Origin of the sequence: Roseobacter cerasinus (genome assembly GCF_009811755.1) — a bacterium.
GTDB lineage: Bacteria > Pseudomonadota > Alphaproteobacteria > Rhodobacterales > Rhodobacteraceae > Roseobacter > Roseobacter cerasinus.
Window position 1 is genome coordinate 170,647 of sequence record NZ_BLIV01000002.1, and the last position, 14,593, is coordinate 185,239.

Annotated in this window: 15 protein-coding genes; 5 read left to right on the forward strand and 10 right to left on the reverse strand. The window is 61.8% G+C overall.

Going from position 1 to position 14,593, the window contains the following annotated elements:
- Nucleotide 1: 1 nt before the first annotated feature.
- The 4 genes from So717_RS04645 to So717_RS04660 all read right to left on the reverse strand — a co-directional run bounded on the left by So717_RS04645 (nucleotide 2) and on the right by So717_RS04660 (nucleotide 2,389).
- Nucleotides 2-622: a LysE family translocator gene (locus So717_RS04645; protein ID WP_159975048.1), complete on the reverse strand. Its 621-nt coding sequence runs from the start codon at nucleotides 620-622 to the stop codon at nucleotides 2-4.
- Complete coding sequence (locus tag So717_RS04650) at nucleotides 622-1,194, reverse strand: helix-turn-helix domain-containing protein (protein WP_159975049.1); 573 nt, start codon at nucleotides 1,192-1,194, stop codon at nucleotides 622-624. The genes So717_RS04645 and So717_RS04650 overlap by 1 nt, the downstream gene beginning before the upstream one ends.
- A 199-nt stretch (nucleotides 1,195-1,393) precedes the next feature.
- Nucleotides 1,394-1,858: a free L-methionine (R)-S-oxide reductase MsrC gene (locus tag So717_RS04655; RefSeq protein WP_159975050.1), complete on the reverse strand. Its 465-nt coding sequence runs from the start codon at nucleotides 1,856-1,858 to the stop codon at nucleotides 1,394-1,396.
- A 135-nt stretch (nucleotides 1,859-1,993) separates the two neighbouring features.
- Nucleotides 1,994-2,389, reverse strand: a complete 396-nt coding sequence (locus So717_RS04660) for a RidA family protein (RefSeq protein ID WP_159975051.1) — start codon at nucleotides 2,387-2,389, stop codon at nucleotides 1,994-1,996.
- Nucleotides 2,390-2,478: 89 nt separating this feature from the next.
- Between So717_RS04660 and So717_RS04665 the strand changes: the two genes are divergently transcribed.
- A complete protein-coding gene (locus So717_RS04665; RefSeq protein ID WP_159975052.1) occupies nucleotides 2,479-3,198 on the forward strand; it encodes a helix-turn-helix transcriptional regulator in 720 nt (239 codons plus the stop codon).
- 22 nt (nucleotides 3,199-3,220) lie between these two features.
- On the opposite strand, the gene So717_RS04670 is transcribed toward So717_RS04665, so the two are convergent.
- Nucleotides 3,221-4,393: a thiolase family protein gene (locus tag So717_RS04670; protein ID WP_159975053.1), complete on the reverse strand. Its 1,173-nt coding sequence runs from the start codon at nucleotides 4,391-4,393 to the stop codon at nucleotides 3,221-3,223.
- 77 nt (nucleotides 4,394-4,470) lie between these two features.
- Between So717_RS04670 and So717_RS04675 the strand changes: the two genes are divergently transcribed.
- From So717_RS04675 to So717_RS04685, 3 genes are all read left to right on the forward strand, one after another.
- On the forward strand, nucleotides 4,471-4,809 hold the full coding sequence (locus tag So717_RS04675) for an STAS domain-containing protein (RefSeq protein ID WP_159975054.1): 339 nt from the start codon (nucleotides 4,471-4,473) through the stop codon (nucleotides 4,807-4,809).
- Nucleotides 4,810-4,836: 27 nt separating this feature from the next.
- Complete coding sequence (locus tag So717_RS04680) at nucleotides 4,837-5,304, forward strand: ATP-binding protein (RefSeq protein WP_159975055.1); 468 nt, start codon at nucleotides 4,837-4,839, stop codon at nucleotides 5,302-5,304.
- Nucleotides 5,305-5,532: 228 nt separating this feature from the next.
- Entirely contained in the window at nucleotides 5,533-7,107 is a 1,575-nt protein-coding gene (locus tag So717_RS04685; RefSeq protein ID WP_159975610.1) for a gamma-glutamyltransferase family protein, read from the forward strand.
- A 36-nt stretch (nucleotides 7,108-7,143) separates the two neighbouring features.
- On the opposite strand, the gene hspQ is transcribed toward So717_RS04685, so the two are convergent.
- On the reverse strand, nucleotides 7,144-7,470 hold the full coding sequence (hspQ, locus tag So717_RS04690) for a heat shock protein HspQ (protein WP_159975056.1): 327 nt from the start codon (nucleotides 7,468-7,470) through the stop codon (nucleotides 7,144-7,146).
- A gap of 239 nt (nucleotides 7,471-7,709) precedes the next feature.
- Between hspQ and So717_RS04695 the strand changes: the two genes are divergently transcribed.
- The gene (locus So717_RS04695; protein WP_159975057.1) at nucleotides 7,710-8,297 is read left to right on the forward strand and encodes a transglycosylase SLT domain-containing protein; all 588 of its coding nucleotides are present in this window, start codon (nucleotides 7,710-7,712) and stop codon (nucleotides 8,295-8,297) included.
- A 58-nt stretch (nucleotides 8,298-8,355) separates the two neighbouring features.
- Here the strand turns inward: So717_RS04695 and So717_RS04700 are convergent, their stop codons facing one another.
- From So717_RS04700 to So717_RS04715, 4 genes are all read right to left on the reverse strand, one after another.
- Nucleotides 8,356-8,961 (reverse strand): LolA family protein, encoded by a 606-nt coding sequence (locus So717_RS04700; RefSeq protein ID WP_159975058.1) that lies wholly within the window; start codon nucleotides 8,959-8,961, stop codon nucleotides 8,356-8,358.
- A gap of 118 nt (nucleotides 8,962-9,079) precedes the next feature.
- Nucleotides 9,080-11,893 carry a DNA translocase FtsK gene (locus So717_RS04705; protein WP_159975059.1) on the reverse strand — a complete coding sequence of 938 codons (2,814 nt, stop codon included), beginning with the start codon at nucleotides 11,891-11,893 and terminating at the stop codon, nucleotides 9,080-9,082.
- An 18-nt stretch (nucleotides 11,894-11,911) separates the two neighbouring features.
- Complete coding sequence (locus So717_RS04710; protein ID WP_159975612.1) at nucleotides 11,912-13,093, reverse strand: aminotransferase class I/II-fold pyridoxal phosphate-dependent enzyme; 1,182 nt, start codon at nucleotides 13,091-13,093, stop codon at nucleotides 11,912-11,914.
- A gap of 109 nt (nucleotides 13,094-13,202) precedes the next feature.
- Nucleotides 13,203-14,531: an amidase gene (locus So717_RS04715; protein ID WP_159975060.1), complete on the reverse strand. Its 1,329-nt coding sequence runs from the start codon at nucleotides 14,529-14,531 to the stop codon at nucleotides 13,203-13,205.
- Nucleotides 14,532-14,593 lie beyond the last annotated feature (62 nt).

The following is a 14,593-nucleotide window of genomic DNA, read 5'->3' on the forward strand; positions in this document are numbered from 1 at the left end:
CTCAGGCCCTCCCCGGTGTGGTCGACGCGCCCAGAAGCACGCCGTAGATGACGAAACAGGCGGCTAGCACGCGCCGCACCCAGATGTTGAAGACCGCGCCCAAAGCCGCGCGCGCCAGGCCCGCGCCCAGCAACGTGAAGCCGATGTAGCTCAGCGCCGTGATGGTCAGTGCGGTGGGCACGATCACCGCCATCTGCTCCCAGATCGGCACGCCGGGCTGCACGAATTGCGAAAAGGCGGCGAGATATCCGGCGACGCTTTTGGGGTTGATCGTGGCGACAGCCAGCGCGTGCAAGTAGATCGATTTTGCAGGTCGGTCGCCCACCACGACGGGCCGCTTGGCCAAGATCCAGCCACGGACACCCAGATAGATCAGGAACCCCGCCCCCACCAACTTGGCAATGAAAAACCCCGTAGGTGAGGCTGCGATCAGCGCAGTGATCCCCAGCGCCGACAGCACCAGAAACAGCGTCGCCTGCGTGAGGATTGCCAGCACACCGACCATCGCGCGAGGAAAGCTCAGGTGCATCCCGTTGGTGATGCAGTTGACCGCATTCGGCCCCGGCGTGGTCACGAAGACCACCCAGAACAGCGCGAATATGGTCCAGGCCTCAAAGCTCATCAGTACACCGGCGGCGCGATGACCCAGATGGCCACGGCGGGTTTGTCATAAGGGTTGGCCCAGCGGAAGGCTTCGCCGCGAATGCGGAAGCTGTCGCCAGGCGTGATCGTGTGGGTGATGCCGCTGATCTCCAGATCCAGTCGCCCGGAAACCAGATAGCCCACCTCCTGCGTGGGGCGCACCACAGCGTCGGTGATCTGACTGTGTGGCTCGAAGGTGGAATGCACCATCTCGAAATCATCGGTCAGATCGGGTGAGAGCAGCTCCTCCACCAGCCCCGCGACCGTGTTGCCGATCCGCCGCCGCGCCGTGTTCCGCACCACATACCCCGCCTCATGGGCGGGAGCCGCTGCATGGCGGAAGAGGATCGAGACAGAGACCTCCAGCGCCTTCGCCATCTGCCGCAAATCGGTGATCGAGGGCTCGGATTTGTCCCGCTCCACCTGGCTCAGCCAACCCACTGACCGCCCAAGCTTTTCTGCCAGATCGCTCAGCGTCAGCCCGCGCGATTTCCGCAAGGCACGCAAATCCGCACCAAGCGTATCGGGGTGAGAGGGCAGGTCGTGGCGCATCTGTTCCGTGAAAAAATCGACGTTTTATTCACGTTAGTGATTCTGGTGAAAAAATCCAGTCGTTTTTCACGCCCGGGGCTGCTTTCTTGGCCTATCCGGCGTCAGATCGCCCATGATATCAGCACTGGCACTGACGCGCGCAGACAGCGATCCAAACGTTTGTTCAAATTCCCCGCAAAGCGCGACAACCAACCGTGATCTAGACGCGCTCAAACGTCCCGAATACCGACGTAAGAATACTGCTGAGCGCTTGCGCATCTGCTTCCCGGAACGCATCGGGCTGATCACTGTCGATGTCGAAGACCGCGATCACGTTGCCCACCGCGTCGCGCACCGGCAAAACAAGTTCCGACCGCGTGGAGCTGGCACAGGCAATATGTCCGGGGAAGGCCTCGACGTCGGGCACAAGCTGGATCTCTCCGGTGCGGGCTGCCGCCCCACACACCCCGCGCGAGAAGGGGATCACGAGGCACCCGTGTCCCCCCTGATAGGGCCCGATCTTCAGCAGCTCCGGTTCGGTCACACGGTAGAACCCGGTCCAGTCAAAGCGGTCATCCGCATGGTGCACCTCGCAGGCGACTGTGGCCATCAGCGCGACAGCATCGGTTTCGCCCTCGGTCAGGGCGAGGATGGTCTTGCGAAGGTGATCATAATCAAGGCTCATCTGGGCACCTTAGTGGCAAGCCCCTGCGCCACTGTCCAGCCCCCGGGCCCGCCCGGTCCGCAGCGCAACATCGAACGCCACACGCGGAGCGTTGCTGCGGCCACCTGGCGACATGGTCCAGATGGCCTCCTTTTTTTAGGCAGCCGCAATCGCCTCAATCTCGAAGAGCAGGCTAGGAATGGCCAGGCGCGTCACACCCAAAAGGGTCATCGGCGGCGCCACCTGATGCGGCCCGAACCGCATGCCCATGAGGTCAAAATTTTTCAAGGCTTCGTCCACATCCGTGGCATAGACGCCCAGTTTGATCACATTGCTGAGGTCCATCCCCGCCTCTTTCAAAACCGCCTCCAGATTGTCCAAAGCCAAGCTGATCTGGGCGCGCATGTCGTCGGGGTGTTGCGGAGCGCCTGTGCCATCCACAGCGGTTTGCCCGGCGCAAATGACCTGGCGGGTCGCGCCCTCAATCACCTCCGCTTGATTGTAGCCCAGCTTGATCGACCAGTCCCAAGGGTTCACAGCGGTGCGTTTCATCTCTCAAATCTCCTTGTTGGGTGTTGCTAAAACAGGTCTAAATCCTAATAGTGCCAAAATATGGCACCTTTATTTGCAAATCTCACAGTATGAACATTCGCCTGAGACAAGACGCCATTATCCGGTTTTTGCGCCGCAACGGGACAACCACCATCGACGCACTTGCCGAAGACGTCGGGGCCTCGCGCCGGACAGTGCTGCGCGACATCAGCGCCCTACGCGACGAGGGGTTCGTGATCCACTCAGACGTCGGGCGCGGTGGCGGCCTCCAGCTTGATCCACAGTCCATGCAGACCACCACACGCCTGTCAGTTCCGGAGGTCTTCGCGCTGCTGATCAGCGTCGCGGCACTGCGGGCGACGCGCAGCTTGCCGTTTTCGGATCTTGCGGACACGGGGCTCGCCAAGATCGAAAAGGCGCTGCCCTCCGATAAGGTCAAAGACCTGCGTGCCCTGCTCGATTGCCTGCATATCGGCGAGCTGTCGCCCCTGCAGGATTTGTCGGGCATGGGCAGCACCGACCGCGATCTTTTGCCAGCCTTCGAGGCCGCGTTCCTTGGGCGCCAACTGCTCCGCTTCGACTATGTCGATGCGCAAGACCGCAGAACTCAACGGACGGTGGAGCCACAGGCGATGCTGATCCTGCCGCCACTCTGGTATCTTGTGGCATGGGATCCTGCGCGGGACGGTTTTCGGCACTTTCGCATGGACCGGATCAGCCAGCCCGCAGCGCTCGATGACACGAACTTCCGACGTCGCCACGTGCCGTTTGAAGACGACGTCTGCCCCTTCACCGAATTGACCCGCTGATTGTGAAACGGGTGTCTCCGGTTCAGGGTCGCTCGATCGCAATGGCCGTACCTTCGCCCCCACCAATGCAGATGGCGGCCACACCGCGTTTCACGTCGCGTTTCTCCATAGCGTTCAAAAGCGTGACCATGATCCGGGCGCCCGAGGCGCCAATGGGATGCCCCAGAGCGCAGGCGCCGCCGTTGACATTCACGATGTCATGATCCAGCGCCATCTCCTGCATGAAGGCCAAAGGAACCACGGCAAAGGCCTCATTGACCTCCCACAAATCGACGGAAGAGACCTCCCAACCGATCCGATCCAACAGCTTTTGAGCGGCGGGCACGGGAGCCGTTGTGAAAAGCCCCGGCGCTTGCGCATGGCTGGCATGGCCAACGAGCCGCGCGCGGGTGCGCAGCCCCTGTGCCTCTGCCGCAGCCTCAGACGCCAAAACAAGGGCCGCCGCGCCGTCCGAGATGGAGGACGCATTTGCCGCCGTCACGGTTCCGCCGTCCCGGAAGGCCGGTTTTAGCTGGGGGATCTTGTCAGGTCGCGCAGATCCCGGCTGCTCGTCCGCCGAAATGGTCACCGAGCCTTTGCGCGAGGTCACCTCGACCGCAGCGATTTCGCCCTCAAAAGCCCCAGTCTTCTGCGCCTCCAATGCGCGGGACAGCGAGGCAAGCGCATAGCTGTCCTGGATCTCCCTGGTGAACTGATAGGCCTCTGCACAATCCTCGGCGAAGGTGCCCATCAGACGGCCCTTGTCATAAGCATCCTCCAACCCATCCAGGAACATGTGGTCGACCACCTTGCCATGGCCAAGCCGCGCACCGCCCCGCATTTTTTCCAACAAATACGGCGCATTGGTCATGCTCTCCATACCACCGGCGATCATCACATCAGCCTGACCAAGGGCAATCTGATCATGCGCCATCATGGCCGCTTTCATCCCCGACCCGCACATCTTGTTCAGGGTGGTCGCGGGGATGTCATCACCAAGACCGGCCTTGAAACCTGCCTGTCGGGCCGGGGCCTGACCTTGCCCGGCAGGCAGCACGCAGCCCATGAGCACCTCGTCGATGGTCGGAGCGCCTGCATCCTGTATTGCGGCCTTGATGGCGGCTCCGCCAAGGTCAGCGGCACTGAGCTCGGTGAAATCTCCCTGAAAGCCGCCCATCGGCGTCCGCGCTGCCCCGGCGATGACCACGTTCCGCATAGTTCCCCCTTTTGATGCCTAACAGATTCGTAAGATTTGCCCGCTATTAAGCAAGTGAAAGAGCAGTGAGGCCTCGAATGCAACTCTCCACCAAAACAGAAGAGCAATTGCGTATCGTCTCCGTTCGGGGGGAGCGAATTGATGCGGCCGTCGCCCTTGAGTTCAAAGACGCGATGCGCGTCCAGACCGAGGACGGCCCGAAAACCGTCGTGCTGGACCTCAGCGAGGTGCAGTTCATCGATTCGAGCGGCCTTGGCGCCATTGTCGCCGCGATGAAAAACCTCGGGATGGATCGCAAGATGGCGCTGGCCGGGCTGACACCAACGGTCGCGCGTGTGTTTCAGCTGACCCGGATGGACTCGGTCTTCAGCGTGTTTCCGACCTTGGATGGCGCATTGGACGAACTGCGCCTTTGACCAGAGCAGAGCAAAAAGGCCGGGCGCATGCCGATCTTTCAGCCCTTTACGATTTCAATCCGCAGCGACCAGATGGCCGTCCGCAGTGCCTTGAAAGACGTGCTGTCGGGGCTTGGGCCGTTGGAGCTGGGCTCGGAAGAGGCCGGTACGGTTGAGCTGGTCTTGGCCGAAGCCCTGAACAATGTCGTGGAACATGCCTATACCGACACCGAGACGGTGGGCGATATCTCAATTGCCTGCTCGCACGAACGCGACGGGCTGCATGTGCAAATCACCGATCAGGGCAAAGCGATGCCAAATGGCACCCCCCCCTTGGGTCAGCCTGCCGAGGTTGACGTCGAATTCGACGACCTGCCCGAAGGCGGGTTTGGCTGGTTTCTGATCAAGGACCTCGCAAAAGACGTGTCGTATGAACGCGTGGGGTCCGAGAATCAGTTGTCCATACGTCTGGCCGTTGCAATCCCCACGTCAGACGCCGGAAAATCGCCCTCATAGGGGCCGCGCCGATCACCTTTCTCCAAAGTGCCGCGTTTCAATCACAATTTTGCCTTGATCCTTCGGCATGATCGAAGCGTAGCTCGTTATAGCTTCCCTCGACACCGCACCTAATAGCCCCCACCCAGTGTGTGGTGTCGAGGACTTCCCCAACAGACTCGCAAGCCCACCATGGACATCACAGCCCGGGCCGTTACCTTGCTCGAAAACGGATCAAGGGGCTGCACCATGCGCGATTTTCACTTTCCCGGGCGGTCGTCCGTCCTCGCCACCAACGGCATGTGCGCCACCTCCCATCCGCTTGGCGCAAAAACCGCCATCGACATCATGGAGCGAGGCGGTAACGCCATGGACGCCGCCATTGCCGGAGCGCTGGTTCTGGGGATTTGCGAACCGCAGATGACCGGCATAGGCGGCGACTGTTTTGTGCTCTGGCAACAGGGCGATGCCGATGTGCAGGCGTTGAACGGGTCAGGCCGCGCGCCAGCCGCACTCGACGCCGCCGAGTTGCGCGCGCAGGGCGAGACCGTTGTCCCCATCCAGAGCCCGCATTCGGTCACCATCCCCGGCGCCATTGATGCCTTTTGCCATCTGGCCGACACCGTCGGCAAACTTGGCCTCGACACACTTCTGGCGCCTGCAATCAAAGCAGCGGAACAGGGGGTGCCCGTCGCACCACGCGCCGCCTTCGATTGGCGCAGCGACGCGCATGTGCTGCAAGGGTCTGCGCGCGATTTCTACATGATCGATGGACGCTTGCCGCGTGTGGGCGAGATCTTTCGCGCGCCCGGTCAGGCGGAGGTTCTGCGGCGCGTTGCGACATCGGGCCGTGATGCCTTCTACAGCGGCGAAATTGCCGAAGACATGGTCAACACGCTCACGGGCTTGGGCGGGCGCCATACGGTCGACGACTTCTCCGCAGCGGCCTGCACAGAAACGCAGCCGATCTCCGGCACTTACAAGGGGATCGAAATTGTCGAGCATCCGCCAAACGGCCATGGCGCCACGGCCCTGCTCATGATGAACATTCTCGCACAATTCGACCTTGCCAGCATGGGTCCGTTGGGCACCCAACGGACCCATCTCGAAGCTGAAGCCGCCAAACTCGCCTACGACTCGCGCAATCGGTTCCTCGCAGATGCTGACTATACCACACGCCTTGATCACATGCTCAGCATGGACACCGCCAAAGCCCTCGCAGCACTGATCGACCCCAGGAAATCCATACCAAACGCCACAAAGATCAGCGAGAATGTGCACAAGGACACCATCTACATCACCACCGTCGATCGCGACGGGATGTCCGTGTCGCTGATATATTCCATCTTCAACGGGTTCGGATCCGGCATCGCCTCCGAAAAATTCGGCATCCTGCTGCAAAACCGCGGCTCCGGTTTCACCGTAGAAGAAGGGCACCCAAACGAGCTGAAGGGCGGCAAACGGCCCATGCACACCATCATCCCCGGCATGCTGCGCCGAGGCGGCAAGGTGGTCATGCCCTTTGGCGTCATGGGTGGCGCCTATCAGCCCAACGGTCACGCGCGCTTTGCCTCGAACATCGAAGACTTCGGAATGGATCCACAAAGCGCCATCGACCTACCCCGCGCCTTCTCAGATCAGGGCGATATGAAAGTGGAGAGGGGCTACTCCGATCAGGTGCGGCAAGAGCTGTCCGAGATGGGCCACAAGGTCAGCATCCCCGACACGCCCATCGGCGGCGCGCAAGCCATCCTGATTCGAGACGACGGTGTGCTCGAAGGCGCGAGCGATCCCCGCAAGGACGGTTGCGCGCTCGGGTATTGACCGGCAGGTACGGCGGGCTTCAGGCCGCCGCCTCGCTCAATTCAGTTGAAAGTGCAGCGGGTAAGATCCGTCCTCGAACGGGCCAAAAAGATCCGGAATATCCGGGTGATCCACAGGCTCACCTGAATAGTCGGCGATCAGGTTCTGCTCAGAGACATAGGCAACGTAATAGCTCTGCTCATTCTCGGCGAGCAGATGATAGTACGGCTGCTCCTTCACAGGGCGGCTGTCCTCGGGAATCGCCTCATACCACTCTTCAGTGTTCGAAAACTCGGGGTCTACGTCAAAAATCACCCCACGGAAGGGGTGCTTCTTATGCCGGACGATCTGCCCGAGATGATATTTGGCACGCGTACTTAACATCACAAACAAGCCCCTTACCGACGCACGGTAATCGGTTCAAGGGGGGTTTGTCCAATCACAGCCTATGAATCGCTGGAAACAGTTTGTGAAGGGCGCGCGCACAGTCAGATGGGGAGGCCGCGACCAAGAGGCTCAATCCTGACAAATGCATATGTCGCCCCCGCAGGCAAAACGTGATTCCCCAAGCCGGGATTTTCATGTAAACTGCCCAAAAACAAAAAATGAAAAGCGAGAGGCAGATGAGCAGAACTCTTCGCGCTTTGGGATTGGTTGTTTTGGTTGCCTCTTGCGGGGGTGGCCAGGGCACGGCACCGCGTCATCTGGATGACGCGTGCAGAATCGCCGATGAGCGCCCGGACTACATCAAAGCGTTCCAGAGAACGGAACAGAAATGGGGTGTGCCTGTGCATGTGCAGATGGCCACCATGCATCAGGAGAGCAAATTTATCTCCAATGCCCGGACCCCGCATCGCTATGCGCTTGGGGTCATCCCCATGGGGCGCGTTTCGAGCGCCTATGGCTACGCCCAGGCCCTCGATGGCACCTGGGAGGACTATAAGCGCGCCACGGGCAAACGGTTTGCACGGCGCGACCGCATCCGCGATGCGTCTGATTTCATGGGGTGGTACATGGTGACCAGCCGGTCCAAGAACGGCATCCCGCTCTCGGACGCGCGCAACCAGTATCTGGCCTATCACGAAGGCCACACCGGCTATGCGCGCGGTAGCTACAACCGCAAATCCTGGCTGCTGAATGTTGCCAACAAGGTGGATGCGCGGGCAGATGTCTACCAGGCGCAGCTGGCGACCTGTAACCTGCGCCGCTAGGGCAAACAGCGTCGAGTGATGGGGACATCTCAGGCCCGTCACCCGACGCACCGGGGCATCAACGATCGCGGTCGCGTTGTGCCCGTTGCGGGTCGAACAGGGTGCTGCTCAGGCTCATACCGGTCTCCAGCGCATCCAGTACAACGGTGGTTTGTCCACCATTGGCGTCATAAATCACCCATTGGCGCAGCTGCACGGGATCGTCGGTAAAGCTCATGCGGATGCTGCCCTGCTCCGGGTTCTTGGGGTCCTGCGCGGTCACGACCGTCGCCTCACCATCGAAATCGTGGCCCACAACCATGCGCGCCTGCCCCAGATTGACCTGGCGCGCCAGGATCAAAGACAATGGCGTCCGACGCAGCGGATAGGTCTCAGGCGGCTGGTTCGACTTTCCATCGATGATATAGACCGCATTCGCGCTGGCCAGCACCAGCGCCTGCTCGGGCGGGTCATATTCAAAGCGCATCCTGCCGGGGCGGCTGATGTAGAGCGTGCCTGTGCTGACCGAGCCGTCATCGTTGATCTGCCGGAACGTGCCCTGCGCGGTCTTGAGACTGTTCAGATAGGCCGAAATCTCGCTCAACGGCAGTTTTTCCGCAGCCGCAGATCCGGCAGCCATCACACTCATGCAAAAGGCAGCAACGGTCGAACTCAGACGTGTCATACAGGGCTCCTCAGCCAACCAATCTCCGACCCGACATAAGATCGGGCGGGCTGATATGCGATAGCAGCGGTGAAAACCCGCCTGATATCTCAGGGATCGCGGATCTAACGCGCGAGGTTCAGCCTTGTTCCGGCACCAGAATCTCGCGCTTGCCCACGTGGTTCGCGGCCGAGACCAACCCCTGTTCTTCCATCTGCTCCACAAGGCGCGCGGCCTTGTTGTAGCCAATGGCGAGTTTCCGCTGGATGTAGCTGGTCGAGCATTTGCGGTCGTTGATCACCACCTGCACCGCCTGATCATAGAGCGCATCTTCCCCATCTGTGTTGCCACCAAGCCCCAGCACAAGGTCGATGTCGCTTTCCTTGTCGTCCGACGGCCCCTCGACCACGCCCGATACATAGTCCGGCGCGCCATAGGCCTTGAGGTGGTTCACAATCTCCTCCACCTCTTCATCGGACACAAACGGCCCGTGGCACCGCGTGATCTTGGCCCCGCCCGCCATATAGAGCATGTCGCCCATGCCCAGCAGTTGCTCCGCCCCCATCTCGCCCAGAATGGTGCGGCTGTCGATTTTCGAGGTCACCTGGAAAGAAATCCGCGTGGGGAAGTTCGCCTTGATCGTTCCGGTGATCACGTCGACCGACGGGCGTTGTGTCGCCATGATCAGATGAATGCCTGAGGCCCGCGCCATCTGCGCCAGACGCTGGATGCAGGCCTCGATTTCCTTACCCGCGACCATCATAAGGTCGGCCATCTCGTCCACGATCACGACGATGTAGGGCAGCGCCTCGGGCGTGTTCTCCTCGGTCTCGAAGACCGGCTCGCCGGTCTCATCGTCAAAACCGGTCTGCACTGTGCGGGTGAACATCTCACCTTTGGCCAGCGCCTCGCGGACACGGCCATTGAACCCTTCGATGTTGCGCACGCCCATCTTGGACATCTTGCGATAGCGCTCTTCCATCTCGCCCACGACCCATTTCAGGGCCACAACCGCTTTCTTCGGATCGGTCACAACCGGGCTGAGCAGATGGGGGATGCCGTCATAAACGCTGAGTTCCAGCATCTTCGGGTCGATCATGATCATACGGCATTCTTCCGGCGTCAGCTTGTAAAGCAGTGACAGGATGAAGGTGTTGATCGCCACGGATTTACCGGACCCGGTCGTCCCTGCGATCAACAGGTGGGGCATCTTGGCGAGGTTCGCGACCACCGGGTCACCGCCAATATCCTTGCCCAGAGCGAGCGGCAGGCGCATGTTGCTGTCGCCAAAGTCGCGGGCCGACAGGATCTCGCGCAGCACGACCTTCTCACGGCTGTCGTTGGGCAGTTCGATCCCGATGACCGAGCGGCCCGGAACGGTCGAGACCCGCGCCGACAGCGCCGCCATGGAGCGCGCAATGTCGTCGGCCAGACCAATCACACGGGAGGCTTTCAGGCCCGGTGCCGGCTCCAGCTCGTACATGGTCACAACGGGGCCGGGGCGCACCGCCACAATTTCACCCTTCACGCCGTAGTCGTCGAGCACCGATTCCAGCATGCGCGCGTTTTCTTCCAGCGCCTCATCGCTCAGTTGCAGACGCGGGACGTTGATCGGATTTTCCAGCAGGCTCAGTGGCGGCAGCTCAAACCCCGGGTGCGTGTCGTCAAAGGACAGCTTGGGCTGTGCTTCAGCCTTTGCGCGGGTCGACGGCTGCACCGGCTTGCGCGACGGTTGCTGCACCACGCGACGCGGCTCAGCCACCGGAGCAGCCGGGATCTCCACAGCCGGTTCGGCGTCAGGGGCCGCCATAATATCCATATCGTCCTCGGGTGCAGGCGGAATGGCCGCGCCAACCCGTGCAGTCAGCGGCGGTTCGACCCGGGCACCGCTGGTATCAAGCACAAGCGCATCCGGCCCCCGCCCCCGCCCACGGGTCAGCGGGGCGGTCTGCGGCGTCTGAACCGCCTTGCTGGTGCGGGCACGGGATTTGATAACATCGGCGATGCGGGCGCGGATACGGTCATCGCCGGGTGCGTCCTCGACGTCCATCACCATGTCTGCCTCGACCAGTTCCGGCTCTGGCAGGGTCTCGGCCCGTTTGATCAGGCCCGGCATTCTGGAGAACAGGCTTGGCTTGGGATCAGCCTGCATGTCCTGAAACTCCGGCGCACCATGGGCGGGCGCGACCTCCGAGTGCACGGTCTCAGCAGCGATTTGCGCTGCGCGGGCTTCGCGCGCCTCGGCGCGTCGTTCTGCATGACGGGCCGACAGGGACTGCGCCGTTGCCAGCGCCCCGCTGGCCCCTCGGCCGAGCAGCGCCAGGATACCAGCATAGATCATCACCACGCCCACCAGCAGGAAGCGCCCGATGCGCATCAACTCCGGCTTGGTGAACCCGGTCACAAAGGCCCCGAAAGCCAGAATGCCCAAGGCCATCAGAATGGACATCAGCTTGACGGTGAAGGTGGACCCGATGGGCAGCAGAGTCAGCACAAAACCCATGACCGTATCGCCAAAAAGACCGCCCAAACCAAAGCTGTGGGTATCGAGCCAATTGCCATCAGGTGACAGCGTCGCGGCATAGATGGAGCCAAGCGCAATCGCGATCGGCGCAAAGATCAGCCGTCCAATCGCGCGTTCCGAGCCCTGATGCAGTGCAAACCGCAGGCCCCAAGCCAGCAGCACAAGACCGATGCCCCAGGCCCCCCAGCCCACAATCATGAAAAGCGGCGCGGCCAAAGACGCCCCCGGACGCCCCATCCAGTTCTGCACCGGCGCATCCGTGGAGACCATCCAGTTGGGATCATCCGGTGTGTAGGAGGCGATCATCGCGCAGGCCATGCACCCCAGCGCGATCAGGACCAGCCCCAGCAGTTCCTTCCCGCGCTTCTCGACCGCCTCGGCCATGGAGCTATCCAGGAGTGGGTCGCGCCCGCGTGTCTGATATGCCATGCTCTGATCCCTCGTACTTTACTGCGGATAGAGGCAGTCGCGGATCAATTCGATCCCGCGCTCCGTCTCCGCTTTTGGGGCCACCATCGCGGCCCTGATATAGCCTTGCCCCGGGTTGCCACCGTCCCAATCCTGCGCGAGATAGCCGCCGGGCAACACCCGCACACCGGTCTCGCGCCAGAGCTTGACCGCGGCGGCCTCGTCACTTTCCACTGGCAGCCACAGGAAAAACCCGGCCTCGGGGCTGGCATAGCCCGGCACATTGCCAAGGATACGGTCGGCCAGCTCGTATTTTTCCACATAGAGCGCGCGGTTCTCGACCACATGTGCCTCGTCGTTCCAAACGGCCGCCGCAGCGGCTTGCAAGGGCTGGGGCAGCGGTGTCCCGGCGAAATTGCGCAGTTGCTGGATTTCGCGGATGTTCTCGACGCCGCTCGCGACGAACCCAGACCGCAGGCCGGGCAGATTCGAACGTTTAGAAAGCGAGTGAAAGATCACCACACGGTTGAGGTCGGCACCCTGCTCATGCGCCACCTGCAGCGCACCGACGGGCGGCGTGTCGCGGTAGATCTCGGAATAGCATTCATCCGCGAAGATCTTGAAATCATACTGCTCTGCCAGCGCGATCAGATCCTGCCAATACGCCCGCGAAGCCACGGCGCCCTGCGGATTCGCAGGCGAGCAAATATAGACAGCGGTGGTGCGGTTCAACACATCCTCAGGCACGCTGGAGAAATCCGGCAGATGGCCGTTTTCCAGTGTGGCGGGCACCATGATCGGATCGGCCCCAACCGACAGCGCGGCAATCATATAGACCTGATAGAAGGGGTTTGGCATCAGGATCGCCGGGCGCTGGCCGTTTTTTGTCTCCGGGCAGAGCGCCATGACGGCATTGTAGAGCCCCTCGCGCGTGCCGTTCAGCGCCATCACATTGCGGTCCGGGTCCAGCGGCACGCCATAGCGGCGCTGGACAAACCCGGCGATGGCTGCGCGCAGTTCCGGTGTGCCGTCATTGGGCGGGTAGCTGTTGAAGCCACTCGCGTTCTCGGCAATCACATCCATAACCCAGGCCGGAAAGGCATGTTTCGGCTCGCCAATGGTCATGTGGATTGTCGGCCCGCCGCCCTCATGGGCGTCAAGCAACGCGCGCAAGCGCGGCCACGCATGTGCCGGAAGGTTCGAAAACCGCTCAGGATACACCATCAAAACTGCCTCAGATCGGGATCGTTCACGTCCCGTTTCTTTCAAACTACCGAAGGGTGGCGGCGCCGTCCACAAAAACGCGCGGCTTTGTCCGAGTTTGTGGCTTTTAGGCCAAGGCCGCCTCAGCCGCCGCGCCAAGACGCAGCAGGGCCGCTTCGCTGTTTGGTGCGGCCATCATCATCACGCCGCAACTGGGCACACCCGTGGGCAGCGTCAGCGCACAAAGCCCCATCAGATTGCCCATGCGTGTGTTGCGCAAGGTCAGCAGGTTTTCCTGCACGTAGTAGTCGTGATCACTGTTCAGCCGCTCCAGTTTCGGCGGCAGGATCGGCGCCGTCGGCAGCAGCACCGCGTCATAGGCACAAGTCGCTCGATCATAAGCCGCCCGCGCCGCATCGAGCGCCGCCCAGGCGGCCACGTAGTCCGGGCCAGAATAGGTTTTGCCGATCCGGAACCGTTCGAGGATTTCGCTGTACATTGCGTCCGGGTTCGCCTCGATCACATCGCGCCAGAGACCGTAAGCCTCTGATGTATAGAGACAACTGGCCTGCTCCATCGCGGTTTCCATCTCGGGCATCTCAATGTGCTCAACCGATGCGCCAACTGTGGTGAACGTCAACAAAGCCTGTTGAAACGCCTCGGTCGGTTCGCCCCGAAGATCGTCGAGAGCGACGGTGTTCAGCACCGCAAACCGCTTGCCCTGCAGGCTTGCGCCGTTCAAATCCGGCGCCGGACGCCCCTCCATCACCGCAAGCAGAAGGGCAGCATCCTCGACCGAGCGGCAGAGCGGCCCCACCGTATCGAATTTCAGCGCCAGAGGCACCACGCCTTCGAGGCTCAGCCGCCCGGAGGTGGTTTTTAGCCCAACCAGATCGTTCCACGCGGACGGAATGCGCACCGATCCGCCGGTGTCAGACCCGATGCCCGCTGCGGCCAGCCCAAAGGCAACCGAGGCTGCCGCCCCCGAGGATGATCCACCCGGCACCGCCTCAGCATCGTTCACGCAAGGCGGCGTGCCAGTGTTGGGGTTATAGCCGAGGCCGGAGAAGGCCAGCTCCGACATATTCGTTTTGCCAAGACAGACCAGCCCAGCCGCAGAGGCATTCGTCAGCACCCGCGCATCGGCGTCCGGCACACGGCCTTCCAGCAGTTTGGAGCCTGCTTCGGTCACAACACCCGCTGTATCGAACAGGTCTTTCCAGCTGATCGGCACGCCGTCGAGCGGCGAGAGCCGCGTGCCGGAGGCAGCCCGCGTGGCGGCAGCCGTCGCCTCGGCCAAGGCCCGCTCCGGCGTGACGCGGGCATAGATGTCATCGCGATGCGGATGGGCGTCGATGGCATCCAGGTAGGTCTGCGTCAGCGCCACGGGGTCGATCTCTCCCGCCGCGATCCCGCGCCCAAGATCCGCCGCCGTCATCTCCAGCCATGCCTGCATGATCCGCTCCTTCTCTGCCTCGCGCGACGGTAGCGACGCTTGCGCGCATGGACAATCCCCCG

What these genes read in the sequence shown, in the direction of transcription:
- hspQ (WP_159975056.1), bottom strand. Translation starts at nt 7,470, where the DNA reads ATGTTAAGTACGCGTGCCAAATATCATCTCGGGCAGATCGTCCGGCAT.
- So717_RS04680 (WP_159975055.1), top strand. Translation starts at nt 4,837, where the DNA reads ATGCCGATCTTTCAGCCCTTTACGATTTCAATCCGCAGCGACCAGATG.
- So717_RS04665 (WP_159975052.1), top strand. Translation starts at nt 2,479, where the DNA reads ATGAACATTCGCCTGAGACAAGACGCCATTATCCGGTTTTTGCGCCGC.
- So717_RS04700 (WP_159975058.1), bottom strand. Translation starts at nt 8,961, where the DNA reads ATGACACGTCTGAGTTCGACCGTTGCTGCCTTTTGCATGAGTGTGATG.
- So717_RS04650 (WP_159975049.1), bottom strand. Translation starts at nt 1,194, where the DNA reads ATGCGCCACGACCTGCCCTCTCACCCCGATACGCTTGGTGCGGATTTG.
- So717_RS04695 (WP_159975057.1), top strand. Translation starts at nt 7,710, where the DNA reads ATGAGCAGAACTCTTCGCGCTTTGGGATTGGTTGTTTTGGTTGCCTCT.
- So717_RS04645 (WP_159975048.1), bottom strand. Translation starts at nt 622, where the DNA reads ATGAGCTTTGAGGCCTGGACCATATTCGCGCTGTTCTGGGTGGTCTTC.
- So717_RS04715 (WP_159975060.1), bottom strand. Translation starts at nt 14,531, where the DNA reads ATGCAGGCATGGCTGGAGATGACGGCGGCGGATCTTGGGCGCGGGATC.
- So717_RS04705 (WP_159975059.1), bottom strand. Translation starts at nt 11,893, where the DNA reads ATGGCATATCAGACACGCGGGCGCGACCCACTCCTGGATAGCTCCATG.
- So717_RS04685 (WP_159975610.1), top strand. Translation starts at nt 5,533, where the DNA reads ATGCGCGATTTTCACTTTCCCGGGCGGTCGTCCGTCCTCGCCACCAAC.
- So717_RS04670 (WP_159975053.1), bottom strand. Translation starts at nt 4,393, where the DNA reads ATGCGGAACGTGGTCATCGCCGGGGCAGCGCGGACGCCGATGGGCGGC.
- So717_RS04675 (WP_159975054.1), top strand. Translation starts at nt 4,471, where the DNA reads ATGCAACTCTCCACCAAAACAGAAGAGCAATTGCGTATCGTCTCCGTT.
- So717_RS04660 (WP_159975051.1), bottom strand. Translation starts at nt 2,389, where the DNA reads ATGAAACGCACCGCTGTGAACCCTTGGGACTGGTCGATCAAGCTGGGC.
- So717_RS04655 (WP_159975050.1), bottom strand. Translation starts at nt 1,858, where the DNA reads ATGAGCCTTGATTATGATCACCTTCGCAAGACCATCCTCGCCCTGACC.